The organism is Micromonospora vinacea (assembly GCF_015751785.1).
Lineage (GTDB): Bacteria > Actinomycetota > Actinomycetes > Mycobacteriales > Micromonosporaceae > Micromonospora > Micromonospora vinacea.
Genome location: NZ_JADOTY010000001.1, coordinates 896,641 through 922,016, shown reverse-complemented (window position 1 = coordinate 922,016; position 25,376 = coordinate 896,641). Strand labels below are relative to the sequence as shown.

At 71.0% G+C, this 25,376-nt stretch carries 22 protein-coding genes and 1 pseudogene; 12 read left to right on the top strand and 11 right to left on the bottom strand.

Annotated elements, in window-relative coordinates; genetic code table 11:
* The 3 genes from IW249_RS04465 to IW249_RS04455 are packed head-to-tail and all read right to left on the bottom strand — an operon-like array spanning position 1 to position 2,709.
* The gene (locus IW249_RS04465; RefSeq protein WP_196919639.1) at positions 1 to 885 is read right to left on the bottom strand and encodes an ABC transporter permease; all 885 of its coding nucleotides are present in this window, start codon (positions 883 to 885) and stop codon (positions 1 to 3) included.
* Positions 875 to 1,654: an ABC transporter ATP-binding protein gene (locus IW249_RS04460; protein ID WP_196919638.1), complete on the bottom strand. Its 780-nt coding sequence runs from the start codon at positions 1,652 to 1,654 to the stop codon at positions 875 to 877. The genes IW249_RS04465 and IW249_RS04460 overlap by 11 nt, the downstream gene beginning before the upstream one ends.
* On the bottom strand, positions 1,651 to 2,709 hold the full coding sequence (locus tag IW249_RS04455; RefSeq protein WP_196919637.1) for an ABC transporter substrate-binding protein: 1,059 nt from the start codon (positions 2,707 to 2,709) through the stop codon (positions 1,651 to 1,653). Before IW249_RS04455 ends, IW249_RS04460 begins: the two co-directional genes overlap by 4 nt.
* A 173-nt stretch (positions 2,710 to 2,882) precedes the next feature.
* Between IW249_RS04455 and IW249_RS04450 the strand changes: the two genes are divergently transcribed.
* Genes IW249_RS04450 through nudC form a run of 4 tightly spaced genes read left to right on the top strand, consistent with a single transcriptional unit; the run spans position 2,883 to position 7,665 of the window.
* Entirely contained in the window at positions 2,883 to 3,998 is a 1,116-nt protein-coding gene (locus IW249_RS04450) for an LLM class flavin-dependent oxidoreductase (RefSeq protein ID WP_196919636.1), read from the top strand.
* Between the two features lie 10 nt (positions 3,999 to 4,008).
* On the top strand, positions 4,009 to 5,319 hold the full coding sequence (locus IW249_RS04445; protein WP_196919635.1) for a M16 family metallopeptidase: 1,311 nt from the start codon (positions 4,009 to 4,011) through the stop codon (positions 5,317 to 5,319).
* Positions 5,316 to 6,659, top strand: coding sequence for a M16 family metallopeptidase (locus IW249_RS04440; protein ID WP_196919634.1), 1,344 nt, complete (start codon positions 5,316 to 5,318; stop codon positions 6,657 to 6,659). The genes IW249_RS04445 and IW249_RS04440 overlap by 4 nt, the downstream gene beginning before the upstream one ends.
* 46 nt (positions 6,660 to 6,705) lie before the next feature.
* The gene (gene nudC, locus IW249_RS04435) at positions 6,706 to 7,665 is read left to right on the top strand and encodes an NAD(+) diphosphatase (RefSeq protein ID WP_196919633.1); all 960 of its coding nucleotides are present in this window, start codon (positions 6,706 to 6,708) and stop codon (positions 7,663 to 7,665) included.
* Positions 7,666 to 7,792: 127 nt separating this feature from the next.
* Here the strand turns inward: nudC and IW249_RS04430 are convergent, their stop codons facing one another.
* From IW249_RS04430 to IW249_RS04420, 3 genes are all read right to left on the bottom strand, one after another.
* Positions 7,793 to 8,068 carry a hypothetical protein gene (locus IW249_RS04430; protein WP_196919632.1) on the bottom strand — a complete coding sequence of 92 codons (276 nt, stop codon included), beginning with the start codon at positions 8,066 to 8,068 and terminating at the stop codon, positions 7,793 to 7,795.
* A gap of 260 nt (positions 8,069 to 8,328) precedes the next feature.
* A complete protein-coding gene (locus IW249_RS04425; protein ID WP_030337575.1) occupies positions 8,329 to 8,568 on the bottom strand; it encodes a DUF397 domain-containing protein in 240 nt (79 codons plus the stop codon).
* Positions 8,569 to 8,642: 74 nt separating this feature from the next.
* Positions 8,643 to 9,623 (bottom strand): helix-turn-helix domain-containing protein, encoded by a 981-nt coding sequence (locus tag IW249_RS04420; RefSeq protein ID WP_196919631.1) that lies wholly within the window; start codon positions 9,621 to 9,623, stop codon positions 8,643 to 8,645.
* Between the two features lie 215 nt (positions 9,624 to 9,838).
* Between IW249_RS04420 and IW249_RS04415 the strand changes: the two are divergent.
* Positions 9,839 to 11,056 (top strand): annotated as a pseudogene (locus IW249_RS04415) (MFS transporter); the annotation flags it as partial.
* Between the two features lie 145 nt (positions 11,057 to 11,201).
* On the opposite strand, the gene IW249_RS04410 reads toward IW249_RS04415, so the two are convergent.
* On the bottom strand, positions 11,202 to 11,444 hold the full coding sequence (locus tag IW249_RS04410) for a mycoredoxin (protein WP_196919629.1): 243 nt from the start codon (positions 11,442 to 11,444) through the stop codon (positions 11,202 to 11,204).
* Positions 11,445 to 11,536: 92 nt separating this feature from the next.
* Here IW249_RS04410 and IW249_RS04405 point away from each other — a divergent pair, with 92 nt between their 5' ends.
* The 3 genes from IW249_RS04405 to IW249_RS04395 all read left to right on the top strand — a co-directional run bounded on the left by IW249_RS04405 (position 11,537) and on the right by IW249_RS04395 (position 14,568).
* On the top strand, positions 11,537 to 13,702 hold the full coding sequence (locus IW249_RS04405; RefSeq protein WP_196919628.1) for an ATP-dependent DNA helicase UvrD2: 2,166 nt from the start codon (positions 11,537 to 11,539) through the stop codon (positions 13,700 to 13,702).
* Between the two features lie 154 nt (positions 13,703 to 13,856).
* The gene (locus IW249_RS04400) at positions 13,857 to 14,072 is read left to right on the top strand and encodes a hypothetical protein (protein WP_181518366.1); all 216 of its coding nucleotides are present in this window, start codon (positions 13,857 to 13,859) and stop codon (positions 14,070 to 14,072) included.
* A gap of 130 nt (positions 14,073 to 14,202) precedes the next feature.
* Complete coding sequence (locus tag IW249_RS04395; protein ID WP_124771441.1) at positions 14,203 to 14,568, top strand: WhiB family transcriptional regulator; 366 nt, start codon at positions 14,203 to 14,205, stop codon at positions 14,566 to 14,568.
* A gap of 336 nt (positions 14,569 to 14,904) precedes the next feature.
* Here the strand turns inward: IW249_RS04395 and IW249_RS04390 are convergent, their stop codons facing one another.
* From IW249_RS04390 to IW249_RS04380, 3 genes are all read right to left on the bottom strand, one after another.
* Positions 14,905 to 16,251, bottom strand: coding sequence for an ABC1 kinase family protein (locus IW249_RS04390; protein WP_196919627.1), 1,347 nt, complete (start codon positions 16,249 to 16,251; stop codon positions 14,905 to 14,907).
* Positions 16,248 to 17,360 (bottom strand): TOMM precursor leader peptide-binding protein, encoded by a 1,113-nt coding sequence (locus IW249_RS04385; protein ID WP_196919626.1) that lies wholly within the window; start codon positions 17,358 to 17,360, stop codon positions 16,248 to 16,250. The genes IW249_RS04390 and IW249_RS04385 overlap by 4 nt, the downstream gene beginning before the upstream one ends.
* Before the next feature lie 222 nt (positions 17,361 to 17,582).
* Complete coding sequence (locus tag IW249_RS04380; protein ID WP_167457767.1) at positions 17,583 to 17,753, bottom strand: DUF5679 domain-containing protein; 171 nt, start codon at positions 17,751 to 17,753, stop codon at positions 17,583 to 17,585.
* Between the two features lie 513 nt (positions 17,754 to 18,266).
* Between IW249_RS04380 and IW249_RS04375 the strand changes: the two genes are divergently transcribed.
* Together IW249_RS04375 and IW249_RS04370 are read left to right on the top strand one after the other, a co-directional pair.
* On the top strand, positions 18,267 to 18,797 hold the full coding sequence (locus tag IW249_RS04375; protein ID WP_196919625.1) for a M48 metallopeptidase family protein: 531 nt from the start codon (positions 18,267 to 18,269) through the stop codon (positions 18,795 to 18,797).
* 176 nt (positions 18,798 to 18,973) lie between these two features.
* The gene (locus IW249_RS04370; protein WP_196919624.1) at positions 18,974 to 19,582 is read left to right on the top strand and encodes a hypothetical protein; all 609 of its coding nucleotides are present in this window, start codon (positions 18,974 to 18,976) and stop codon (positions 19,580 to 19,582) included.
* A 165-nt stretch (positions 19,583 to 19,747) separates the two neighbouring features.
* On the opposite strand, the gene IW249_RS04365 is transcribed toward IW249_RS04370, so the two are convergent.
* Positions 19,748 to 20,968: a zinc-dependent metalloprotease gene (locus IW249_RS04365; protein WP_231393008.1), complete on the bottom strand. Its 1,221-nt coding sequence runs from the start codon at positions 20,966 to 20,968 to the stop codon at positions 19,748 to 19,750.
* A gap of 184 nt (positions 20,969 to 21,152) precedes the next feature.
* Between IW249_RS04365 and IW249_RS34695 the strand changes: the two genes are divergently transcribed.
* Positions 21,153 to 22,166, top strand: a complete 1,014-nt coding sequence (locus tag IW249_RS34695) for a YlbL family protein (RefSeq protein WP_196919622.1) — start codon at positions 21,153 to 21,155, stop codon at positions 22,164 to 22,166.
* A 96-nt stretch (positions 22,167 to 22,262) separates the two neighbouring features.
* Entirely contained in the window at positions 22,263 to 25,247 is a 2,985-nt protein-coding gene (locus IW249_RS04355; RefSeq protein WP_196919621.1) for a UPF0182 family membrane protein, read from the top strand.
* Positions 25,248 to 25,376 lie beyond the last annotated feature (129 nt).

Sequence of the window (25,376 nt, the reverse complement as noted above, 5' to 3'; positions counted from 1 at the left end):
TCACTGACCAGCCTGGTCCAGTACGCCCCAGCGGCGCCGGATCGCCTTGTCCGCAGCACCGAACGCGGCGTCCACGACCAGACCGACGACCAGGATGACGATCATCGTGGAGAGCAGCCAGGGTGCGTCGGACAACTCGCGGGAGTAGGTGAGCTGGGCGCCCAGCGAGGTCTGCGAGATGCCGCTCACGAGCAGTTCACCGGCCATCAGGCTGCGCCAGGAGAAGGCCCAGCCCTGCTTGAGCCCGGCGACGATCGCCGGCAGGGCGGCCGGTGCGATGACGTACCGGTAGAGGTTGAGCCCCCGGGCGCCCAGGTTGCGGCCGGCGCGCACCAGCAGCGGCGGCACGTAGTCCACGCCGGAGATCACCCCGTTGGCGATGGACGGTGCCGCGCCGAGCACCACCACGAAGAAGATGGCCTTCTCGCTCAGCTCGAAGAGCAGGATGGCCAGCGGGAACCAGGCGATCGACGGCATGGTCTGCAACGCGGTGATCATCGAGCCGATGGCGGCGCGCAGCACAGTGGACCGGGCCACCGCGAGGCCCAGCAGCAGGCCGACGGCGACCGAGAAGACGTACCCGAGGGCGGCCCGTTGCAGCGTGGTGAGCAGGCCGTCCCAGAGCTGTGGCCCCTGGGCCTGGGCCACCAGCTCGCGGCCCACCTCCAGTGGCGCCGGCAGTGAGTACGGCGGCTTCCAGCCCGTCCAGACCACGATCTGCCAGGCGGCGATGGCGATGGCCAGCGCGGCCAGCTTGGGCCAGGTGGCCGCCCAGATCCGGGCGCCCCGGGAGACCTCCTTGTCCCGGCCGGCGATCTCCAGCGCGTCGAGGCCGGAGATCTCCGCGTCGGTACGCGCCGAACTGGTGAGGGTGTCACTGGCCATGGCGGCCCACCTCCGTACGGAGCCGCTCGGTGACCTCGGCGGCGATGGCGGCGACCTCGGGGGAGTCGATCCGGCGGGGGCGCGGGATGTTCACCTCGGTGGAGTAGATGATCCGGCCGGGTCGGCTGGAGAGCAGGATGATCCGGTCGGCCAGCCGGGCCGCCTCGCGGACGTTGTGCGTCACGAAGAGCACCGAGAGCTTGCGCTCGGACCAGATCCGTTCCAGCTCGTCATGCAGGATGTCCCGGGTCATCGCGTCCAGCGCGCCGAACGGCTCGTCCATGAGCAGCACCGGGGTGTCCAGGGCCAGGGTGCGGGCCAGCGCGACGCGTTGCCGCATTCCGCCGGAGAGCTCGTGCGGGCGCTTACGGCCGAAGTCGGCCAGGTGCACAGTGCGCAGCAGTTCGGCCACCCGCTCGCGGCGCTGGGCCCGGGGGAGCCGGCGCAGCTTGAGGGGCACCTCCACGTTGGCGTCGACGGTCAGCCACGGGAACAGCGCCGGTTCCTGGAACATCAGACCCGGGTTGGCGTCGCCGGCCAGGGTGATCTGCCCACCGCTGACCCGGTCCAGCCCGGCCACCAGGTTGAGCAGTGTGCTCTTGCCGCAGCCGGACGCACCGACCAGGCAGACGAACTCGCCGGGCGCGACGTCCAGCGAGACACCGTCCAGGGCCAGGACGGCGTTCGCCCCGCGCCCGTACACCTTGGTCACGCCGGAGAGCGCGACCGCTGTGGTCGCGCTCTGCGGCGCCGTCGTGGTCGACGTCATGGCTGGACGACCTCGGGCTTCCCCTGCGCCTTGAGCGCGTTGTTCAGGTACTTCAGGTCGTACAGGCCCTTGAGGTCCACCGGCTCGGTCAGGTCCACGTCGACGGCGTGGTCGAGCCCGGCCTTGAGCGAGGACGAGATCGGGTCGTTGGTGAACTCCAACGTCGGCCACGCCTGCTTGATCAGCTTCAGGTCCAGCGGCTTGCCGGTGATCTTGCCGATCGCGTCGGAGATGGCCTGCTGCGCCTCGTCCGGCTTGGTGTTGACGAACTCGTTGGCGGCCACCTGGCCGTCGACGAGCTTCTGCACCACGTCCGGGTGTGCCTTGAGGAACTTCGTGCTCACCAGCAGGTTGGTGATGACGAACTTCTTGTCCGGCCACAGGTCGCGCTCGTCGACCAGCACCTTGCCGCCAGCGTTGACCAGGCGGGAGACGAACGGCTCGGGCACCCAGGCGCCGTCGATCCCGCCGCTGTTGAACGTCTCGACGGTCTGGGCGTTCTCCTGCGGCACGATCTTGACGTCACCACCACCCTCCTTGGTGGTCTTGAGGCCCTGCTGCTTGAGCCAGTACCGGATCGCCACGTCCTGGGTGTTGCCCAGCTGCGGGGTGGCGATCTTCTTGCCCTTCAGGTCCTGCACTCCGGTGATGCCGGGCTTGACCACCAGCGCCACGCCGCCGGAGGCCGCACCGGAGATGACCCGGACGGCCTCACCCTTGGACTTGGAGAAGGCGTTGACGGTCGGGTTCGGACCGATGTAGGTGGCGTCCAGCGCGCCGGAGAAGACCGCTTCGATGGCGGCCGGGCCGGCGTTGAAGGTCTTCGGGTCCAGCTTGACGTTGGCGCCGAGCTTCTCCGCGAAGATGCCCTTCTCCACGCCGACGACCGCCGGCGCGTGGGTGATGTTGGGGAAGTAGCCGAGGCGCAGCGTCACCGGGCTGGAGCTGCCGCCCTCGCTGTCGTCGCCGCACGCGGCGGTGCTGCCCAGGGTCGCCGCGCCGACCACGGCGAGGGTGGCCAGGGTGACCAACCGGCGCAGGGGGAGCCGTCTCATCGTCCATCCAATCCGCAGTATTCCTACTTAGTTGGTAGGAAGAGTGGGCCAGGCTCCGGTCAGCGTCAAGGCCCATCCACATGGCGGGATGGCGCGTCTCAGTTATGTCGGTATTTCCTATCAGGTTGCTAGGGTAATCGGCGATCGGTCACCGGCAGAGAGGCGACTTCGCGATGAGCTTCCACTGGTTCCTCCCCACCTCCGGCGACGGCGACCAGGTCGGTGCCGCCACCGTCACCGCGGGTGCCGCCCGGCACGACCGGGCGGCGACGGTGGCCTACCTGGCCGAGGTCGGCCGGGCCGCCGAGGAGAACGGGTTCACCGCCGTCCTCACGCCGGTGGGCGCCGGCTGCCCCGACCCGTGGATCGTCTGCGCCGCGGTCGCCCAGCACACCGAGCGGCTCGGCATGCTGGTCGCGGTCCGGGCCGGTTTCGCGCTACCCACCCTGATCGCCCAGCAGGCCGAAGCGTTCCAGGCCATCTCGGGTGGCCGGCTGTCGCTCAACATCGTCACCGGCGGCGACCCGGCCGAGCAGCGGGCGTACGGCGACTTCCTCGGGCACGACGACCGCTACGCGCGCACCGGCGAGTTCGTCGACGTGCTTCGCCGCGCCTGGGCCGGCGGGCCGTTCGACTACGCCGGCAAGCACTACCGGGTCGACGGCGGTGGCCTGGCCACCCCGCTCGCCGTGCCGCCGCCGGTCTACTTCGGCGGCGCGTCCCCGGCCGCCGAGACGGTGGCCGCCCGGCAGGCCGACGTGTACCTGATGTGGGGTGAACCGCCGGCGTCGATAGCGGCCCGGGTCGCCCGGGTCCGGGCGCTCGCCGCCGACCACTGCCGCACCCTGCGCACGGGCCTCCGGCTGCACGTCATCGCCCGACCGACAACCGCCGAGGCGTGGGCGGAGGCCGACCGACTGCTGGCCGGGATGAGCCCGGAGCGGATCGCCGCCGCCCAGGCCCGGTTCCGCCGGATGGACTCGGTGGGTCAGGCCCGGATGGCCGCCCTGAACGCCGGCCGCACCGACGGTCTCACCGTCGCACCGAACCTCTGGGCCGGCGTCGGCCTGGTCCGCGAGGGCGCCGGCACCGCGCTTGTCGGCAGCTACGCCGAGGTCGCGGCCCGCATCGACGAGTACGCGGCACTCGGCGTCGACGAGTTCGTCCTCTCCGGCTGGCCGCACCGCGAGGAGGCAGAGCGGGTCGGCGCCGAGGTGCTGCCCCTGGTGACGGCCCCGGTCGCGGCGGCTCCGGGAAGGTCGCGGGTGGCGGAGGTGTCGACGCGCTAGGGTCGACTCCGTGGCGGCGCGGAGATCCAGAATTCCAGCGACGAAGTATCCGGTCGAGCGGTTCACCCTCGACAACGGCCTGCGGGTGGTGCTCACCCCCGATCGCAGTGCCCCGGTGATCGGGGTGGCGGTGGTCTACGACGTCGGCATCCGTTCGGAGCCGGAGGGACGTACCGGCTTCGCCCACCTCTTCGAGCACCTGATGTTCCAGGGCTCGGAAAACCTGGAAAAGCTGGCCCACTTCCGGCACGTGCAGGGCGCGGGCGGCACCTTCAACGGCTCCACCCACCTGGACTACACCGACTACTTCGAGACGCTGCCGAGCAACGCGCTGGAACGCGCGCTGTTCCTGGAGGCGGACCGGATGCGCGGCCCCCGGCTGACCGAGGAGAACCTGCGCAACCAGGTCGACGTGGTCAAGGAGGAGATCCGGGTCAACGTCCTCAACCGGCCGTACGGCGGCTTCCCCTGGCTGACCCTGCCGCCGGTCATGTTCGACACCTTCCCGAACGCCCACGACGGCTACGGCTCCTTCGACGACCTGGAGTCGGCGACCGTCGCCGACGCCGCCGACTTCTTCCGCCGCTACTACGCCAGCGGCAACGCCGTGCTGGCCGTCAGCGGTGACATCGACGTGGCCGAGGCGACCGAACTGGTCACCCGGCACTTCGGTGACGTGCCGGCCCGGCCGGCACCGCAACGACCCGACTTCACCGAGCCCGACCTGAGCGCCGAGCGGCGCACCTCGTACACCGATGCCCTGGCGCCGCTGCCGGCGGTGGCCGGCGCCTGGCGCGTGCCCGACCCGGTCACCGACTTCGCCGGCTACCTGCCGTACGTGGTGCTGGCCGAGGTGCTCACCGACGGCGACGCGTCGCGGCTGGTCGAGCGGCTGGTGCAGCGCGACCGCACGGTGACCAGCCTCGGCGGATACCTCGGTTTCATGGGCGACCCGTTCGACGTCCGCGATCCCACAGCGCTGCTGTTGCAGGCGCACCTGCCGCCCGGGGGCGACGTGGACAAGGTGCTGCGCACCATCGACGAGGAGTTGGACCGGCTGGCCACCGACGGGCTGACCGACGGTGAGCTGGCCCGCACCCAGGCCCGGATGGCGACCCACCTGCTGCGGGACACCGACGCGGTGCTCGGTCGGGCGCTGCGGATGGCCGTGCTGGAGCAGCAACGCGGCGAACCGGGCCTGCTCAACGACCTGCCCCGGCTGGTCGGCGAGGTCACCGAGGAGCAGGTCCGGGCCGCCGCGGCCACAGTGCGCCCGGAGCGCCGGGCCGCCATCGAGGTCATCGCCGGAGGCGCCCGATGAGTGTCACCACCGCTCCTGCCGGGCCGCGTACGCTGCCGCCGCTCGGTCCCACCCGCAAGCTCACGGTGCCCAAGCAGGCCGAGCGCACACTGCGCAACGGGCTCACCGTGATCGCCGTACGCCGGCCCGCCGTACCCCTGGTCGAGATGCGGCTCTGGGTGCCGTTCGGCCGGGTCCACCTGGCCCGCGGCGCGATGCTCTCGCAGACCATGCTCTCCGGCACCGAGTCGATGACCAGCGTGCAGATCGCCGCAGAGTTGCAGAAGGTGGGCGGCGGGCTCTCCGCGGGCGTCGACCCGGACCGGCTGATGCTCTCCGGCGCCGGCCTGGTCACCGGTCTGGACCGGATGCTGGAGTTGCTGGCCGAGGTGCTGACCGGCGCCAGCTACCCCAGCGACGAGGTGTCCACCGAACGGGACCGGCTGGTCGACCGGATCCAGGTGGCGCAGAGCCAACCGGCGCACCTGGCCCGGGAGGCGCTGCTCAAGCGGATCTACGGCCGGCACCCGTACGCGACGCAGACGCCGGAGCCCGGTCAGATCCAAGCGGTCCGACCGGCGGCGCTGCGCACCCTGCACTCGGAGCGGGTCCATCCGACCGGCGCGCAGTTGGTGCTGGTCGGTGACGTGCAGCCGGAGAAGGCACTGGACGCGGCCGAGCGGGCGCTCGGCGGCTGGTCGGGTGCCGGGCGTACGGCCGAACTGCCGGCGACTCCGCCGCTGGAGCCGGGGCCGCTGCTGCTGGTCGACCGGCCCGGCTCGGTGCAGTCCTCGCTGCGGATCGCGCTGCCGGCGGTGTCGCGCACCGACCCCGACCACGCCCCGCTGCAACTGGCTAACCTGATCTTCGGCGGCTACTTCTCCTCCCGCTGGGTCGAGAACATACGCGAGGACAAGGGCTACACGTACGGCCCGCACTCGGTGATCGAGCACTCCGTCGCCGGGTCGGTGCTGGTCGCCGCCGCCGACGTGGCCACCGAGGTCACCGGTCCGGCACTGCTGGAGACGACGTACGAGCTGGGTCGGTTGGCGTCGCTGCCACCGAAGCCCGAGGAGTTGGAGCAGGCCCGGCAGTACGCCCTGGGCACCCTCCAGCTCGGCATGTCCACCCAGGCCGGGTTGGCGGCGTTGACCAGCGCGTACGCGGGCAACGGTCTGCGCCTCGACTTCCTCGCCGAGTACGCGGCGAGGTTGGCGAGGGCGAGCATCGACGACGTCGCGCGGGCGGCGGCCCGCTACCTGGCCCCGGCTCGGGCGGCGATCGTGGTACTCGGCGACGCGGAGCGGATCACTCCGGGGCTGGCCGCGCTGACCACTGTTCAGACCGAGCAGTTGGCGTGAGCGAGCGGAGCGAGCGAGCCCTGTGGCTCAGCAGCGGAGCGCCGGCGTGAGCGGGGAGGCGGCGCCGCCGTTGGCGCGGTCCACGCTGGATCGGGCGGCGCACCGGCGGGGTGACTCGCAGTGGTTGACCGAGGCGTGGTTGCGGGCCCGGGTGCTGCTGCTCGATTCGACCGACGAGGGGCGGACGCTCGCCCGCACCGAGACGTCGCCGCCGACGTTGGTGCTGTTCGGGGCGGGTGACGTGCCCGCCGGCTCCGAGTCGGGCGCGATGTTCCTGGGTGTCGAGCCGGACGGGGTGCCGGTCTTCGCTGTCGACGCGCCGCTGCCGACGATTCCGGGGACCCGGGCGGTCCACCTCCGGGAGGTGGGTCACCTGCTCGCCGACCGGGAGGCCGGCATCTTCACCACCGCGTTGGCGCTGGTCAACTGGCACACCCGACACGGTTACTCGACGAGCACCGGCGCGCCTACCGCGATGGACGAGGCCGGTTGGTCCCGGGTGGACCGCAACGGCGGGCGGATCTGGCCGCGTACCGACCCGGCGATGATCGTGCTCGTTCACGACGGCGTGGACGGGCCGGACGGCCGCTGTCTGCTCGGCAACAACGCCGGCTGGCAGGGCACACCGGGTGGTCGGCGCTACTCCTGCCTGGCCGGCTACGTGGAGCCAGGGGAGTCGGCGGAGGCGGCCGTGCTGCGCGAGGTCCGCGAGGAGGTGGGCATCGGGGTCGAGCGCATCGGGTACGTGGGCAGCCAGGCCTGGCCGTTCCCCGGCTCGCTGATGCTCGGCTTCCTGGCCACCGCGAACCCGACAGAGCCGGTGCGGGTCGACCCGTCCGAGATCGCGTACGCCCGCTGGTTCTCCCGCCGGGAGATCGGGGCGGCGTTGGCCGGGCAGACGGTGGACGTGGGCGATGGGGCCCGGCTGATCCTGCCGCCCCCGTCGTCGATCGCGCTGTTCCTCATCCACCGTTGGCTGGACGGCTGGGTGGACGCCGACCGCTGAGCACGGTCCCGGCCCGTGGCCGCCGTTGCCGCGGCGGTCACGGGCCGGGAACACGGGCCGTCGTGGTCGGTGGGTGCGATGAACGCGGCGGGGGAGCCGGTCCGACCACGACGGACGACCTGTGGAATCAGGTGCCGGTGCGGCCCGGTCTGTGTCGGAAGGCGGGCCGCGGCTCGACCAGCGGCAGGACCTTGACCCGTTGCTTGCCGGCGCGGACCGCGCCGACAGTGGCCAGGGCGCGAGCCAGCAGAAGTGCGGCGTCCCGGTCCTCGGCGTGCACGATCTGCCGGCGTGGCTCGGGCGTGGTCGTCTCGTCGCGAAGTCGGTGGCCGTCCGCCCAGGCGGCGGCGATGTCCCCGTCAGCGACGGCGCGGATGTCGGTGCGAACGATCAGGAACCGCATGAGGGTCTCCGGATGAACCGCGACGGAAGAGCCAGTGTGGAAGTTCCACGTATTCGAGGGTCATGTTACGCCCCGTGTTCGTCTCAGCAACTGAAACGCGCCTATCGGTTTCGAGCCTCGTCCGATCGGCGGATGGCTGCTCAACAGGGTCGGCGCGTCGCCCAGCGAGGGAGTCGGCGGGTCGCCGAGCGACGGAGTCGGCGGGTACGACGCGACGGGGCCGCCGGCAGTGCGCCGACGGCCCCGTACCAGTCACCGAATCAGTTCAGATCGAACTGGCCCTTCTTCGCTCCGGTGATGAAGCCGAGCCACCCCGCGCGGTTGAACAGCAGCACCGGACCGCCCCGGTCCTTGCTGTCGCGTAGGGCGACCGCCGACGGGCCGGTGGCGAGCGGGGCGACCTCCACACAGTTGGAGGTCTGGCTGCGTGTGCTGGTACGCCACGGGGCGTCCGCCAACGAGTGGGCGGAGACGGACGGCGTGTTGCGGATGTCGTTCATGGTTCTGCTCCTGATGTGCAGCGATCCGATGGGACGAGTGGTGCCGCACGCCCCGACGGAGGGTCCCCCGTGGATCACCGGTCCGTCAGTCGCCCCGATTCCCGGCGGCGTTGGGTCGGCGCCGTTGCCGGCCCGAACGCCACTGTGGATGGGGGCGTTGCCTCGGTCAGCCGTCCCGCCGCCTCGATCAGCCAGGAGAGGGTGTCCGAAGCGTTAAGTGCCGCCGTGCATAGCCACTCGAACACCACTTTATAGCGATTTAGAGTGATTGTGTCGGTCGACATGACGTCGGTGAAGCCACCTTCGATGGCCAATGTCTCCGGATCGAGGGGATCGGCGAACCGATAGACCGAGAAGGCGGTCGGCGGAAGGTACCAATTGCCGATCTGGGTGTCCCGGGGCAGCACGTGCAGGGCCACGTTGGGCAGCAGCGCCAGCTCACAGAGTTGGAGCAGCTGCTCGTGCAGCACCTCCGGCGGCCCGGCCCGACGGCCGAGGGCCGCCTCCTCCAGCACTGCGGTGTAGCGGGGAGCGTGCGGTTCCCGGGTCAGCAGCGACTGGCGGGCCAGCCGCGCCTGCACCTCGGTCTCCGGCTCGTCGCCGGGTTCCGGCTCGCCCGCGCCCGCGCTCACCTGCCGGGCCGACACGATCCGCAGCTGGGCGTACCCGGGGGTCTGCAACAGGCCCGGCACCAGCACCGGGTTGTACTCGGAGATCTCCGCGCAGCCCGCCTCCAACTCGGCCCAGCCGCGCTGTTGCTGCGTCATCACCGGGAAGTTCTTCAACCAGCCGCGCATGTCGCCGGCCTCGTTGGTGATGCCCAGCAGTTCGTCGTGCAGCGCCTGGTCGGCGCCGTAGAGGTCGAGCAGGTCGCTGACGTCCTGTGGGTCCGGTCGGCTGCGGCCGTTCTCCAAACGGGACAGTTTGGATGCGGAGGCCCAACCGATACGCTCGATGACCTGATCGCCCGTGAAGCCTGCGGCCTCACGCAGGCGGCGCAGCTCGACGCCCAACCGGCGACGACGCAGGATTGGGCTGGGTGCGGCAGGAGGCACAGTGTCCTCTTTCCCGTCGTCCGCCGCAGACGCGACGGTAACTGTATGAAATTCGCCCCCCACGGTCAGTATGGACGGCGCGACCGGTGTCGGAGGTTCCGGCGAGGGCGTGTCTTGCGAAAATCGGACCACGGGAATGCCGGCTGACGACGGACCCGAGGTCGCGGCCCGTCGACCTCGCCCACCTGGGCAGGCCATCCCGCCGGAGGGACCCCATGCGCACGATCCTGCGCCGACCCGACTTCCGCCTGCTCTTCGGCGGTCTGCTGGCCAGCATGACCGCCGAGTCGATCCTTCTGCTCGCACTCGCCATCTGGGTCAAGGATCTGACTGGCTCGAACGGGTTGGCCGGTGCCACGATCTTCGCGGTCATCGCGCCGATGACGCTGGCACCGCTGGTCGGCTGGGTCGTCGACCGTTACCCGCGCCGGCCGTTCTTCGTGGCCGCGAACGTGGTGACCGCGGCTCTGCTCGCCCCGCTGTTCACCGTTCACGACGCGGGCGACGTCTGGATCGTCTACCTGGTGGCCGCCCTGTACGGACTCTCGTCCATCACGCTCGGCGCGGCGCTCAGTGGGCTCATCCGCGAGATGGTGCCGGTCGAGCTGCTGGCCGAGGCGAACGGAGTGCTCCAGACCGTACGTCAGGGGATACGACTGGTCGGTCCGCTGGTGGGCGCGGCGCTCTACGCGGCGCTCGGCGGGTGGGCGCTGGCCGGAATCGGCATGGTCGGATTTCTGACCGCCGCGGCGGTGGTGACCGCACTGCCCACCCCGCAACAGCTGCCGCCGGCCGTACGGCTGCGGTGGCCAGCCGAACTGGGCGCCGGCCTGCGGCACCTGGCCGGCGAGCCGGCCCTGCGGCGGGCACTGCTCGGCTACGGGCTCGGATCACTGGTGATGGGCTTCAGTGAGTCGCTCATCTTCGCCTACGTCGACCAGGGGCTGAACCGGGATGCCGCGTTCGTGGGCGTGCTGGTCACCGTGCAGGGTGTGGGTGGTTTGCTCGGTGGGCTCTGCTCACCGACGCTGGTCCGCCGGCTCGGAGAGGTCGGCACGCTGGCCGCCGGGGTCGCCTTCTTCTCGCCGGCCGCGCTCGCGCTCGCGTACCCCGATCTGCGGCTCGGGTTCGCGGCGGTGCTGCTGGCCGGGGTCTCGCTCCCGCTGACGATGGTGGGGTTGCACACGCTGATCCAGCGCCGTACCCCGCCCTCGCTGGTCGGCAGGGTCGCCGCCGCCACCCAGGCGGTGGTCAGCGGGCCGCAGGCGTTCTCCATCGGGGCGGGTGCCCTGCTGGTCGGGTTTCTGGACTACCGGCTGCTGTTCGCGCTGGTCGGGGTGGCCACCCTGGCCGCCGGCAGCTACCTGTGGCGGGGCCGGCACCTGAGCGCGCCGACCGGGGCCCGCCCGCCGACGTCGCCCACCCGCCCGACGCTCCCGGCGCCCCGCCGACCTGTCGAGGACACCGACCGACCCGAGCTTCCGGCACCCACCGACCGTCGCCGCCGTGACCCGCTCCGGAACACGACGAGCGGCCGCCCCGGGTGGGGCGGCCGCTCGTCGAGAATGAACCGGCAGATCAGGCGTTGAGCGTCTCCAGGTGCTGCTTGACCTGGGTGATCGAGGGATTCGTCAGGGCGCTGCCGTCGGCGAAGCGCAGCGTCGGCACCGTCTGGTTGCCGCCGTTGACGCTCATCACGAACTCCGCGGCCTTCGGGTTCTGCTCGATGTCGACCACCTCGTACCCGATGCCCTCCCGGTCGAGCTGCGACTTCAGCCGGTGGCAGTAGCCGCACCAGGGGGTGGAATACATCGTCAGCATGGTCGGATCCTCCAACTCCTCCGGCCGCGGCTTGCGGATCAAGCCGAGGCTGTTCGCTGCAACGCTGGGAGGAGCTGAGATGATTCCTGGTTGTGGCGGTTCACTCAGCGTCGGAACAGGTGCTCGCCGGGCTGGACCCGGAGCAGCGCTCGGCGGTGACCGCACCCGCCGGCCCGGTCTGCATCCTGGCCGGCGCCGGCACCGGCAAGACCCGGGCGATCACCTCCCGAATCGCCCACCGGGCGCTCTCCGGTGAGATCTCACCCCGGCACGTGCTCGCGGTCACCTTCACCGCCCGCGCCGCCGCCGAGATGCGACACCGTCTCACTCTGCTCGGGGCGCAAGGCGTCCAGGCACGGACCTTCCACGCCGCCGCGCTGCGCCAGGTGCGCTACTTCGCGCCCCGGCTGCTGGCCGGCCGCGCCATGCCCGAGCTGCTGGACAGCAAGGTCCGACTGGTCACCCTCGCCGCCGCCCGGGTCGGCCTGCGTACCGACCGGGCCGCCGCCCGCGACCTGGCCGGCGAGATCGAGTGGGCGAAGTCGTCGCTTGTCGAGCCGACGGACTACGTGGTCGCCGCGGCCCGGGCACTGCGCGACACACCGCACGAGCCGGCGAAGGTCGCCGACGTGTTCACCGCGTACGAGCAGCTCAAGCGCTCGAACGGTGTGATCGACTTCGAGGACATGCTGCGGGCCGCGGTGTGGGGCATCGAGGAGCACCCGGACGTCGGCGAGCAGATCCGCACCCAGTACCGGCACTTCGTGGTCGACGAGTACCAGGACGTCAACCCACTCCAACAGCGGTTGCTGGACGCCTGGCTGGCCGGCCGCAACGACCTGACAGTGGTCGGCGACGCCAGCCAGACGATCTACTCGTTCACCGGGGCCACCTCGGCGTACCTGGTCGACTTCCCCCGCCGGCACCGCAACGCCACGGTGGTCCGGCTGGTCCGCGACTACCGCTCCACCCCGCAGGTGGTCGGGCTGGCAAACGCGGTGATCTCCCAGGCCCGGGGCACCGAGGCGCGTCTGCGACTGGAGTTGAGCGGGCAGCGCCCACCCGGCCCCGAGCCGGACCTGCGGATCTTCACCGACGAGCCGGCGGAGGCGAACGCGGTGGCCGCGCGCTGCCGGTCCCTGATCGACGCGGGCACGCCGGCGAAGGAGATCGCCGTGCTGTTCCGCGTCAACGCGCAGTCCGAGGCGTACGAGAAGGCGCTCACCGAGGCCGGCGTGCCGTACGTCGTGCAGGGCGCGGAGCGGTTCTTCGAACGGACCGAGGTACGCCAGGCGATGGTCGCGCTGCGTGCCGCCACCCGCTCGATCCCGGGGGAGACACCGCTGCCGGTCGCCGTCGTCGAGGCGCTCACCGCCGTCGGCTGGGCCCCGGACGCGCCCCCGGCCGGCGGCGCCGCCCGCGAGCGGTGGGAGGCGCTGTCCGCGCTGGTCCAACTCGCCGAGGAGTACGCGGCCACCCCCGAGGTCGTGCCGATCGGCGAGGCCGCCTCGGTGGAGCGTCCGGTCACCCTCACCGACTTCACCGAGGAGTTGGCGCGACGGGCCGCCCAGCAGCACGTGCCGACCGTGGACGGCGTGACGCTGGCGTCCCTGCACTCGGCCAAGGGGCTGGAGTGGGACGCGGTCTTCCTGGTCGGCCTGGCCGAGGGCACCCTGCCCACCACGTACGCCAAGACCGTCGAGCAGGTCGAGGAGGAGCGGCGGCTGCTCTACGTCGGGATCACCCGCGCCCGGGAGTGGCTGTGGCTGTCGTACGCCACCGCGCGCTCGCCCGGCGGACGGGCCCGGCGGCCGTCGCGGTTCCTGCCCCAACTGGACCGCTCCGGCGGCACCGAACGGGCGACGGGTAGCACCGGTCCGGCCCGCCGTCCCGAGCGGCGGCGAACCCAGATCGTCTCCTGCCGGATCTGCGGCGCCACACTGCTCGCCGGCCCGGACCGCAAGCTCGGCAGGTGCCCCACCTGCCCGTCCGACATAGACGATGAGCTGCACGAACGGCTGCGCGAGTGGCGGCAGCGGGTGGCCGGTGCGCAGAAGGTCCCGGCCTACGTGGTCTTCACCGACGCGACGTTGATCGCGTTGGCCGAGCGGCGACCGGGCCGGTCGGAGGAGCTGATCGCCATCGCCGGTATCGGCCCTCGGAAGCTGGGCCTCTACGGGGAGTCGGTGCTGGCCCTCGTGGCTGGTGCCGGGGTGGACGATGTCTGCCCGGAGAAAACTTTCGAAATCTCGTCGTAAATTCGTTTGCCCTCGCCCCGGCGCGAGGAATAGCCTCAGGACACACCACGCGAGCGGCGCCATTCCGGCTGCTCACGAGGTCGGTCCAGTCGATTCGAGGAACGTGAGGGAGGTGGCACCCGTGAAGATCTTCACCTATGAGCGTCTGACGGCGATGCCGTCTGTCTGCGCTCCGCTGTCGGCTGTCCGGGTGGCCCTTGCGGCTGCACGACCGTCGGTTCCACAGGTGCACCAGGTTCAGGCCGAGCTGATCCTGACCGTCGCGCCCGCTGGAGTCGAGGGGACCAGTGGCTTCACGGGCAATGGCATCCAGGTCGCCAAGAAGCGCATGGATGTCCGCGGCGTTCCACCTCGAGGTAAACCGGTCTGACCATCAGACTCCGGCTCACCTCGAGGCCGCGGAACCCGCTTACCGGGATCCGCGGCCTCAGTTTTTTGCCCGCCGTAAGTACGTCGGAATGCGATCCACGAGATCGAAGTGAGAGAGAGGTGACCGGGAGATGAGTCTGGCGTTGGCCCCCCTCGACATGAGCGTCGAGATGGAGGCGAACCTGCCCTGCCGGAAGTTCGACCCCGACCTGTGGTTCTCCGACTCGCCCACCGAGCTCGAGCTGGCCAAGTCACTCTGCGGGGACTGCCCGCTGCGTGTCGAGTGCCTGGCCGGAGCCGTTGAGCGAGCGGAGCCGTGGGGCGTCTGGGGCGGCGAGATCTTCGAGCGTGGCGCGGTTGTCCCGCGTAAGCGGCCCCGTGGCCGTCCGCGTAAGGAGGACGTCGCCCGTGACGCCGAGCTTCGGGTCGAGGCCGAGGCGCGCCTGGCGGCCAGTGGGCTGTCCGAGGCGCGTGGCGCGGTCCGGCTGGCAGCCTGACATGTTCCCGACCCGTCCCAACTACGCCGGTGTCACACCGGCAGTGAGCGAGAAAACGATGTTGAACGTTCCGAGTGGAGCCTTCGAGATGCAACTACTCCACGAAGCGTTGACCAGGGCTCGAATGCGCCGGCCTCAGGCCGGTCGTACCACCACGAGCACTGAGGCAACCCGATCCGCCCGTACCGTCGCCATGACCGGCCGCAACCAGGCGGCTCGCGACCTGGGCGTTCTCTAGTACCACCCCACGCAGAAGGGCGGGTGCCGACCGGCACCCGCCCTTCGTCACGTCATGAGGCGACCTGACCTCGACGTTGTCAGACGGTATCGACCTTGTCAGGCGACCGGGGCGAAGCCGGGCAGCCAGCGCTCCAGGATGCTCCGGTAGGGGGCCTTCGCCTCCAACTGGCAGAGCACCCCGATCGACCCGAGCGTCACCCGGTGGATCAGCAGGTACGACGGGGGCAGGTTGAGCCGCTTGCTCAGCTGGTACGTGGGGGAGCGGGGGCTGGCCAATCGCCCCGCCTCGGCGCGTAGCCAGGCTCGGGTGAACCGGAAGCCGTCCGCCGCGATGGGCTCCAACATGGGGCGGATGAAATCGAGCACCCCCTCGGCGTCGATCTCCTCGGCCGAACCGATGAACCCCTCCGACCGCAGCCCCGCCACGACCTCGTCGGCGTCGCCGCGCAGGGCCATCGCGGCGATACGACCGATCGGCTCCGGCGTGCCCTCCGGCATCCGGGCCACCGCACCGAAATCGATCACCCCGAGCCGGCCGTCGGGCAGCAGCCGGAAGTTTCCCGGGTGCGGGTCGGCATGCAGCAGCCCGGCCCGCTGCGGCGCCGAGAGATGCAGGGTGGCCATCAACCGGCCCGCCTCGTCCCGCTCCTCCTCGGTGCCCTCGCGGATGATGTCGGCCAGCGGGGTGCCCGTCACCCACTCGGTGACCAGCACCCGGGGCGAGGCGTTTACCACTTCCGGGATGAAGATCTCCGGGTCGTCGGCGTACGCGGCGGCGAAGGTGCGCTGCGACTCGGCCTCCAACTCGTAGTCCAACTCCTCGGTGATCCGTTCGCGCAGCTCGGCCAGGAGCGGCTTGACGTCCAGGCCGGGCTGGATGGCCCGGAACATCCCGCCCAGTCGGGACAGCTGCTTGAGGTCGGCGAGCAGGGCGTCGCCAGCCCCCGGATACTGGATCTTGACCGCCACGTCCCGGCTGTGCGGTGCGCCCGACTCGTCGTACCCGGGCTCGCGCCAGCGCGCCCGGTGCACCTGGCCGATGCTGGCGGCGGCGGCCGGGACGTCGTTGAACTCGACGAACAGGTCCCGCCAGTCGGGCCCGAGTTGCTCGGCCAGCACCTTGTGCACGCTGGCGGCCGGCAGCGGTGGCGCCGCCTCCTGCAGCTTCGTCAGCGCCTGCCGGTAGGGCGCGGCGATCTCCTCCGGCAAAGCCGCCTCGAAGACCGACAGCGCCTGGCCGAACTTCATCGCCCCGCCCTTGAGCTGGCCCAACACGCTGAACAGTTGCTCGGCGGTGCGCTGCTGAATCTCCGCGGAGATCACGTCGGAGGCGAGCCCGGTGACGCGCTTTCCCATCCCGAGAACGGTCCGGCCGGCGAAGCCGAGCGGCAGGGCGGCGAGCTTGGCGGTGCGGGACACGGCGCGGCGCGGGATGTCGGTCACACGGTCATTGTTACCGACCGGAGGGCCCCGCTGCTGCTCTGCGGCCGGGCTGGTGCGGACACTCGGCCTCGTGAGCACCCACATGCCGGGTGTGGCGGCCAACCCCGACGACGGAAACGACCGTTGCCGGTGATCTCCATGGCACCACCCAGCGTCTCCGGCTGACCTCCGTCCAGCTGCGTCAGTGCCTCGGCCAACGCGTACCCGCAGGCGACGAGCAGCGTGCCGGTCGTTCCGGCGGCCACCGGGTCGGCGGCGGCGAGTTGAGCGGCGAGCCGTGGCCAGTCCGGGTCGCGATCGGCCCGGTGCAGCTCGACGCAGTGCAGGCAGGGCCCTGCGGGTGGGCGAACCAGCGGCCCGATCACCGGTACGCCTTCGCGGAGCGTGACCAGCAGGTGCGGCTGCCGACGCTGGGCGAGACCGGCGGCGAGCAGCGCGGGAGGCCGGTCCGTGCCGAGCTGGATCACCAGGTCGATCCGGCCGGCGCGGCTCGGGTGGGTGCCGGTGCCCGGTGCGACGCGGTCGACCGCGGCCCGTACCGCCGGTGCCAGCGGACGACCCAGTTCGGTGGCGGGGATGCCCGTACCGATCAGGTCGACGGGGCGTACCGAGCCGGTGAGCTGCGGAATCACCTGCCCCACGCCGGACTGGGCCAGCGCGACCGTCAGCGGCCCGCCGAGCCCTCCGGCGCCGGTGAGCAGGACCCGGGCCGCGCGCCGCCGACGCAGGACCTGCGCGGGGGTGCCGGGTAGTCGGGCGGCGGCCAGGGCCAGCGCGCCGGCCTCGGCCGCGAGCCGGGCACGGACCGGGCCGGTCAGGTCGCGGGGGAGCAGGCTGTGCGCGGGCACCAACAGGCCGGCGGCCCGCAGGGTGTCGAGCAGGGTACGCGCGTCGTCGGCGCTGACCCGGGCGGTCGCCGCCTGGGCCAGCACTGTGCGCTCGCTGCGGGTGCCGTCCAGCAGGTCGAGCAGGTGGGCGGCGCGGGGGTTGGCCAGTTCCACCAGGACGGCCGGCCCGGGGCCGACGCCGAGCTGGAGGGTGTGCCGGTCCCGCCAGAGCCGGTTGAGGCCGGGTAGCAGGGTGGGGCGGGGCAGTACGCTGCGGCTCATGGTCACGAATCGTGACCGCATCTTCGCGTTCGGTCGATCGTTGTCCACAGGCGATCAGGCCGCTGTCCAGCGCTATCCACAGGCTTTGACGGGTTTTCCACAGCCCGCTGCGCCTGTTGTCGGTCACCCGACAGGGCTACCGACGCCGGTGGCACCGAACTCCCGATCGGCAACGGGGGTGGGGTGGCCACCGGCCACCCCACCCCCGTTCACCCGTTCGGGTCAGACCTTGGCCTTGCCCAGGATGCGGTTCACTGTTGTGCCGCATACCGGACACTTGCCCTTGGCCATGTTCATTCCGGTCTTCGAGACCTCGACGTGCCCCTCGAAGTCCCGCTTCTCCTTGCACTTCACGCAGTAACCGTTGTAGGTCGTCTGGGCCTGGTCGGCCACGGTGCCCTCCTCGTCTCGTCCGCCGGTCAATGCCGTCCCGGCGGGGTGCCCGGCGGCGGGCCACACGGGGCGCCGGCGCTGGGTCTCACTCCGCGGCCACCTTCGTGACCGCTGGTCCGCGGACCCTACCCAGGTCTGGGCAGTTCCATGTCAGCTGTGCATCGACACTGTGAGCAAGTCGACGTCGAGAGTGTGCATGGCGAAATAGGTCGGATAAGTCAGTTTGGCGGGGACACGCCGACCAAACCTTGACAGCCACCCGTGCGAGTGGCCCCCGCAGGGGCATTCGGACGGTGATCACCTACGGTGGGGACGTGCCGCGTACCGGCGCCATCAGCGTTCACGAAGGGTGACGAGATGGCGCGATGGCGCTGCGGTCAAGAAATTTTCGGGACGCCTGGCGACCAATCACCATTTTCTGGGCGCGTGTCGTGCGGTTGACTCTTGCGGACCCCTGGTCAGTACGCATTAGCTTTCCTTCGTGACACGTAGTCGAGGCTGCGCGGGCCAGTGATGGCGGGGACGCGTAAGCCGGTCGTCGAGGTGCGGCGCAGCCAGCGCCGACGACGCACGGTGTCCGCGTACCGTGACGGTGAGCGAGTGGTCGTCCTCATCCCCGACCAGTTCTCCCGCGCCGAGGAGAGCGAGTGGGTCGACCGGATGCTCGCCCGGCTCGCCGCCCGGGAGGGCCGCCTCGCCCGCTCCGACGCCGAGCTGCTGGCCCGCGCCAACCGGCTCATCGACCTCTACCTCCCCGGGTACGCCACGAAGGCGGTGCCGGCCAGCGTCCGATGGGTCACCAACCAGAACGGCCGATGGGGTTCCTGCACGCCGGCGGACCGCAGCATCCGAATCTCGCACCGCGTCCAGGAGATGCCCGAATGGGTGATCGACTACGTGTTGCTCCACGAGCTGGCGCACCTCATCGTGCCCAGCCACAACGCCCGGTTCTGGGCGTTGGTCGGTCGCTACCCCAAGGCGGAACGCGCCCGCGGCTACCTCGAAGGAGTAGCCGCCGCCTCCTGCGCCCCGCTCCCCACCTGATCCACACCCTCTGATCGGCCTAGATCCACTCGCCTTCCTGAAAACCGCGCTATCCAGGTCGCCGGGACACCGCGACTTCAAGGAAGTCGAGTCGATCATGTCGTCGAGCCGCGCCGGGGCGCTCCGGAGCGGGTCGGGTGGGGTGGCCGTACGGGGTGGGGCGCTAGGGTCGGGGGATGGCGCGACGGGTGGTGGTGGCGTTGCTCGGGCCGGTGCACTGGTCGCCGCCCGGCGTCGACCTGGCGGAGTGGCGAGCGGCTCTCGCGGAAGACGTCATCGACCTGCTCGCCACGCTCAACGAGGTGGAGGTCGCTGTCGCGGTGACCCCGGCCGACCGAGCGCTGGCCGATGCGCTGGTGTGGCCCGGCACTGCGGTGTACGAGGTGGCCGAGCCGACGCCGAACGCCGTGTTCGCCGCGCTGGAGGGGTACGACCAGGCGGCGGTGCTGGTCAGTGACGTGCCTGACCTTCCCGCACTGACCGTCGGCAAGCTGCTCCGCCCACTCACCACCCGACCGGTCGCGGTGGCCCCGGTCGAGGGCGGCGGTCCGGGTCTGCTCGGAGTCGCGGTACGACTGCCCGCGCCGGACTGGCTACCGACACTGGAACTGGACACCGCTACGCCGGCTGCGGCGCGCGCCAACGCCCCGCGCCCGGGTGACGTGGCGGTCACGGCGGGCTGGCGACGACTGCGCGGGCCGGCTGACCTGGCCACGCTGGACCCGGCCTTCGAGGGTTGGGAAGCGACCCGCGCCCTTCTCTCCGGGTCGGGCCGACCCGCCTGAACCGCCACCCTGCCTGCCCGCAGGACCCGCACCGCCGCCCGCCACCCCGCCACCCCGCCTGCCCGCAGGACCCGCACCACCGCCCGCCAGCCCCGCCGACGGCACGCCCGGGTGCCCGCTGTCGATCATGCGGGCACCCGGGCGCGGATCGTCGTCGCGCGGACGTCAGGACTTGGCGTCGTCCTCGCCGTCGGTCTCATCCGGCTGACCGGGGGCCTTCTCCTCCACCCCGCCGGGGGCGGTGAAGTCGAAGCTGTCCAGCTCGCTGAGGTCCATGTCGTTCATCGCGAAGGCGACCGGGTCGGCGAAGTCGTCGTCCGACGGGAGCAGATCCGGGTGGCCCCAGACGGCGTCGCGCCCCTCGATGCCACGGTGCTGGGTGAGCGCGGCCCAGAGCGCCGCGGCCTCGCGCAGCCGGCGGGGGCGCAGTTCCAGGCCGACCAGCGCGGCGAAGGTCTGCTCGGCGGGGCCACCGGCGGCCCGGCGACGGCGGAACGCCTCGCCCAACCGGACGACGTTGGGCAGCCGGTCGCTGGCGGCGCTGTCCACCACGTGGCACACCCAGCCCTCGACCAGGGCGAGTGCGGTCTCCAGGCGGGCCAGCGACGCCTTCTGCGCCGGGGTGTCCTCCGGGGTGAAGATGCCCTCCAGGGCGATCGCCTGCATCGACTCGGGGTCGGTCGGGTCGACCCGGCCCATCGCCTCCTCGATCGCCTCCCGGTTGACCCGGATGCCCGACGCGTACATCTCGACCGCGCTGAGCACATGCCCCCGCAGCCACGGGACGTGTTGGAACAGCCGCTGGTGGGCGGCCTCGCGCAGCGCCACGTAGAGGCGGACCTCGTCCTCGGGCAGTTCCAGGCCCTCGCCGTACGCCCGGATGTTGGCCGGGATCAGCGCGGCCGTGCCGGCCGGGCCGAGCGGCAGCCCGATGTCGCCGGCGGAGAGTACCTCCGCGGCGAGCGAACCGAGGGCCTGGCCCAGCTGACCGCCGAAGAGCGCGCCACCGAGGGAGGCCACCATCGACTGCATCGGGCCGAGCTGGGCGCGCGCCTCCGGTGGCACCAGGTCGCCCATCGCGCCGACCATCCGGCTGGCGACCGGGTCGCACAGCTTGCGCCACACGTCCAGCGTCTTGAAGATCCACTCGTTGCGGTTCCACGCAACCGGGTTCTGGATGCCGGTGGGCCACGCCGAGGCGGGCTCCAACCACAGGTCGGCGAGGCGGAGCGCCTCCTCGACCGCGTTGCGTTCGTACATCGACACCGCCGGGTCACCGGCGGCCGCGAGCTGGCTGGCTGCTACCTGCCGGGCCAGGTCCCAGTTGACCGGACCGCTGCCCGGCGCGGAGAGCAGGTGCTGCAACTGCGACATGAACTGCTGCATCTGCGCGGGATCGTTGGGGTCTGGTGGCTGCCCACCCGGGAGCGCGAAACCGAACGGAATATCAGGCACGACATCTACGGTACGCGGACCGCGCCCCAGGTAGCCGCCGCTGGCGTTGCGCTGAGGGCGAAGTCGCGCGGCGCATCCGGCAGGTGACCCGCGACCGGTCGGTACGCTCTGCGGCATGAGACGTCGTGGCCTGACGGTCCTGCTCGGTGCCCTGTTCACCGCCCTGCTGAGCATCGGGGTGCTCCGGGTGCCGATTCCGTACGTGGTGCTGGGCCCGGGGCCGACGGTCAACACCCTCGGTACGACCGACGGTAAGGAGGTCATCCAGGTCTCCGGTCGGGAGACCTCCACCTCGGCCGGCCAGTTGCGGCTGACCACGGTGGGGGTGCAGCCCACTGTGCGGTTGCGGGGGGCGATCGCGGGCTGGTTCTCCGACGACGAGGCGGTGGTGCCGCGTGAGCTGGTCTACCCGCCGGGGGAGTCGACGGAGCAGGTCGAGCAGCGCAACGCCGAGGACTTCAAGGCGTCGCAGACCAGCGCGGAGACCGCCGCACTGCGGGAGTTGGGCTTTCCGGTGCAGGTGGTGATCAAGACGGTGGCCGGGGACGGCCCGGCGGCCGGTGCGCTGAAGGCCGGCGATGTGATCACCTCGGTCGACGGCCAGCCGGTGCCGGTGGCCGCGAAGGTCACCGAGCTGGTCCGGGCCAAGCCGGCGGGCACGGCGTTGACCATCGGCTACACCCGGGACGGCGCGCCGGCCACCGCGACGGTGACCAGCCAGGAGCAGGACGGCCGGCCGCGGATCGGTGTCGAGATCGATCAGCAGCAGCCGCACCCGTTCACGCTCGGCATCGACCTGGGTGACATCGGTGGGCCGAGCGCCGGTCTGATGTTCGCCCTGGGGATCGTGGACAAGCTGACCCCGGCCGACCTGACCGGCGGCCAGATCATCGCCGGCACCGGCACCATCGACGACGAGGGTGCCGTCGGCCCGATCGGCGGGATCGCCCAGAAGCTGGTCGGTGCCAAGCGCGCCGGGGCCAAGGTCTTCCTGGTACCGGCGGACAACTGCGCGGAGGCGGTCCGCAACCCGCAGCCGGATCTGCCGCTGTTGCGGGTGGGCTCGTTGGACGAGGCGATGACCGCGCTGGAGACGTTGCGCGCGGGCGGTCAACCGACGCGTTGCTGACCGGTGTGACCGTGCCCCGCCACGCTCAGGAACACCCCGTACTCTGGGTGCCTGGTCGGAGCCGATCATATCGAGCGTGCGGAGCCAACAGTGGTCATGCGTAGCAGCAGCCCCCTCCCGAGGATGAGCCGGCGCGGGCGCGTCACCATCGCTGTCCTGGTCGGGGTGTTCGTGCTCTTCACCCTGCTCGGCTGGGGTGTCCAGGCGTGGACCGACTGGCTCTGGTTCGACGAGGTCCGCTACACCGAGGTCTTCACCGGTGTCCTGCTGACCCGGTTGATGCTCTTCCTCGCCGTCGGCCTCGGCATGGCGGTGATAGTCGGTGGCAACCTGTGGCTGGCCTACCGGTTGCGCCCGCGCCTGCGTCCGCACTCGGTGGAGCAGGCGACCCTGGAGCGCTACCGGATGGTGCTCAGCCCGCGTCTCGGCACCTGGATCTCGCTGACCGCCGCGGTGGTCGGGCTCTTCGCCGGTCTCTCCGCGCAGAACCGGTGGAACCAGTGGCTGCTCTTCCGCAACGGCGGTGACTTCGGCATCAAGGACCCGGAGTTCGGGGTCGACATCGGCTTCTACGTCTTCCAGTTGCCGTTCTGGCGTTACCTGCTCGGGGTGGCGTTCACCGCTGTGGTGCTGGCCGTGATCGGCGCGCTGGCGGTGCACTACCTCTTCGGCGGGGTCCGCCTCCAGGGCGTCGGCGACCGGATGAGCAACGCGGCCCGCGCGCACCTGAGCACCCTGGTCGCGGTCTTCGTGCTGTTGAAGGCCATCGCGTACGTGTTGGACCGGCGGGCCATGCTGCTGGAGTACAACGAGGGCGCCAAGTTGTACGGTGCCGGCTACGCCGACGTCAACGCGCTGCTGCCGGCGAAGGAGATCCTCGCCTACATCTCGATCGTGGTGGCGATCGCGATCCTCGTGTTCTCCAACGCCTGGATGCGGAACCTGGTCTGGCCGGGGATCTCGCTGGCGCTGCTCGGCGTGTCCGCGGTGGCCATCGGCGGCATCTACCCCTGGGCGGTGCAGACCTTCGAGGTCAAGCCGAGCGCCAAGGACAAGGAAGCGCCGTACATCCAGCGCAGCATCGACGCGACGCGGGCGGCGTTCGGGTTGGGGGCCACCGAGACGACCCCGTACGCGGCGAACAACCTCACCCCACCGGCGAACCTGGCCACCGACACCTCGGTGGTGTCGAACGTGCGGCTGCTCGACCCGCAGCTGGTCAGCGAGACGTACACCCAGCTCCAGCAGGTGCGTGGCTTCTACGACTTCGGCCCGAAGCTGGACATCGACAGGTACGGGGTGAACGGCAAGGTCTCCGACTACGTGGTTGGCGTCCGGGAGATCAACTATGGCGAGTTGACCGACCAGCAGAACACCTGGATCAACCGGCACACCGTCTACACCCACGGGTACGGGCTGGTGGCCGCCCCGGCCAACCAGGTGGTCTGCGGCGGTCAGCCGTTCTTCGTCTCCGGCTTCCTCGGTGAGAAGACCCAGGAGGCGTGCTCCTCGCAGACCGAGCAGATCCCGGCCAAGCAGCCGCGTATCTACTACGGCGAGCGGATGGCCGCGGACGACTACGCCATCGTCGGGCAGTCCGACCCGAACAAGAAGGCCGAGTTCGACAGGCCGGTCGGTGAGGGCGGCGGCGAGTCCTACACCTACACCGGTGAGGGCGGCGTGGAGATCGGCTCCTTCACCCGGCGACTGCTGTACGCCATCAAGGAGCAGGAGTCGAACTTCCTGCTCTCCGAGGCGGTCAACAAGGACTCGAAGCTGCTCTACGTGCGTAACCCGCGCGACCGGGTGGAGAAGGTCGCGCCGTTCCTCACCCTGGACGGCGACCCGTACCCGGCGGTGGTCGACGGTCGGGTGCAGTGGATCGTGGACGGCTACACCACGGCGGCCTCCTACCCGTACGCCGAGAAGGTCAATCTGCAGACCGAGACCACCGACGAGTTGACCAACCGGGGCACGTTCCAGCTGGCCCGGGAAGACGTCAACTACATGCGGAACTCGGTGAAGGCCACAGTCGACGCGTACGACGGCACTGTGAAGCTCTACGAGTACGACGACACCGACCCGGTGCTCAAGGCGTGGAACAAGGCGTTCGGCGGTGACCTGGTGCTGCCGAAGGCGGAGATCCCGGTCGAGCTGACCGAGCACCTGCGCTACCCGGCGGACATGTTCAAGGTGCAGCGCAACCTGCTCACCAAGTTCCACGTGACCAACCCGGGCGACTTCTACTCCGCGCAGGACTTCTGGCAGGTGCCGAACGTGCCGGACGCGCCGGACAGCGGCCAGAAGCAGCCTCCGTACTACCTGTTCACCCAGTTCCCGGGGCAGGAGAGCCCCCGGTTCCAGCTCACCTCGGCGGTCACCCCGAACGGCCGGCAGAACCTCGCCGCGCTGATCTCGGGGTCGTACGTCGAGGGGAAGCCCCGGCTGGAGGTGCTGGAGTTGCCGGATCAGACCCGGATCTCCGGCCCGGTGCAGGTGCACCAGCAGATGACCAACAACGCGAACATCCGGCAGCAGCTGAACCTGCTCTCCAGCAACCAGGCGCAGGTCCAGTACGGCAACCTGCTCTCGTTGCCCTTTGCCGACGGCATGCTCTACGTGGAGCCGGTCTACGTGAAGAGCAACCAGCAGGACGCGTACCCGCTGTTGCAGAAGGTGCTGCTCTCGTACGGTGACGGCGGCTCCTTCGTGGCGCTGGCCGACAACATCAACGACGGCATCAAGCAGTTGGTCGAGCAGGGCAAGAAGGCCGGGCAGGGCACGTCGCCGCCGCCGACGACCGGGGGCAATCCGACGACGCCCACGCCGACGCCTTCGGGCACGGCGACGCCAGCGCCGACGGCGACCCCGAGCCCCGGCACGCCACCGCCGGCCGGTGACCTGGCCGCCGCCGCGGACCGGGTGCAGACCGCGATCACCGAGGTCCGGGCCGCGCAGACGTCCGGCGACTTCGAGCGGTACGGGCGGGCGCTGAAGGCCCTCGACGAGGCGCTCACCGCGTTCCAGCAGGCGCAGCAGGCCGCCGGTGGGCCGGGTGCCAGCCCGAGTGCCGGAGGCTGACCCGCCACCGCACGCAGTTCCTCCCCGAGCCCCCGTCGCGCGGACCGCATCAGGTCCGAACGGCGGGGGCTCGGCCGTTGTCCTGATCTGTGCGTATCTGTCACGTCACCGACAGCACCCTCCACCTCC

Coding starts and splice junctions, on each gene's coding strand:
- IW249_RS04430 (WP_196919632.1), bottom strand. CDS start 8,068: ATGCGGTTCCTGATCGTTCGCACCGACATCCGCGCCGTCGCTGACGGG.
- IW249_RS04395 (WP_124771441.1), top strand. CDS start 14,203: ATGAGTCTGGCGTTGGCCCCCCTCGACATGAGCGTCGAGATGGAGGCG.
- IW249_RS04465 (WP_196919639.1), bottom strand. CDS start 885: ATGGCCAGTGACACCCTCACCAGTTCGGCGCGTACCGACGCGGAGATC.
- IW249_RS04460 (WP_196919638.1), bottom strand. CDS start 1,654: ATGACGTCGACCACGACGGCGCCGCAGAGCGCGACCACAGCGGTCGCG.
- IW249_RS04400 (WP_181518366.1), top strand. CDS start 13,857: ATGCCGTCTGTCTGCGCTCCGCTGTCGGCTGTCCGGGTGGCCCTTGCG.
- IW249_RS04370 (WP_196919624.1), top strand. CDS start 18,974: ATGGCGCGACGGGTGGTGGTGGCGTTGCTCGGGCCGGTGCACTGGTCG.
- IW249_RS04440 (WP_196919634.1), top strand. CDS start 5,316: ATGAGTGTCACCACCGCTCCTGCCGGGCCGCGTACGCTGCCGCCGCTC.
- IW249_RS34695 (WP_196919622.1), top strand. CDS start 21,153: ATGAGACGTCGTGGCCTGACGGTCCTGCTCGGTGCCCTGTTCACCGCC.
- IW249_RS04375 (WP_196919625.1), top strand. CDS start 18,267: ATGGCGGGGACGCGTAAGCCGGTCGTCGAGGTGCGGCGCAGCCAGCGC.
- IW249_RS04425 (WP_030337575.1), bottom strand. CDS start 8,568: ATGAACGACATCCGCAACACGCCGTCCGTCTCCGCCCACTCGTTGGCG.
- IW249_RS04365 (WP_231393008.1), bottom strand. CDS start 20,968: ATGCAGCAGTTCATGTCGCAGTTGCAGCACCTGCTCTCCGCGCCGGGC.
- IW249_RS04355 (WP_196919621.1), top strand. CDS start 22,263: ATGCGTAGCAGCAGCCCCCTCCCGAGGATGAGCCGGCGCGGGCGCGTC.
- IW249_RS04410 (WP_196919629.1), bottom strand. CDS start 11,444: ATGCTGACGATGTATTCCACCCCCTGGTGCGGCTACTGCCACCGGCTG.
- IW249_RS04455 (WP_196919637.1), bottom strand. CDS start 2,709: ATGAGACGGCTCCCCCTGCGCCGGTTGGTCACCCTGGCCACCCTCGCC.
- IW249_RS04385 (WP_196919626.1), bottom strand. CDS start 17,360: ATGAGCCGCAGCGTACTGCCCCGCCCCACCCTGCTACCCGGCCTCAAC.
- IW249_RS04450 (WP_196919636.1), top strand. CDS start 2,883: ATGAGCTTCCACTGGTTCCTCCCCACCTCCGGCGACGGCGACCAGGTC.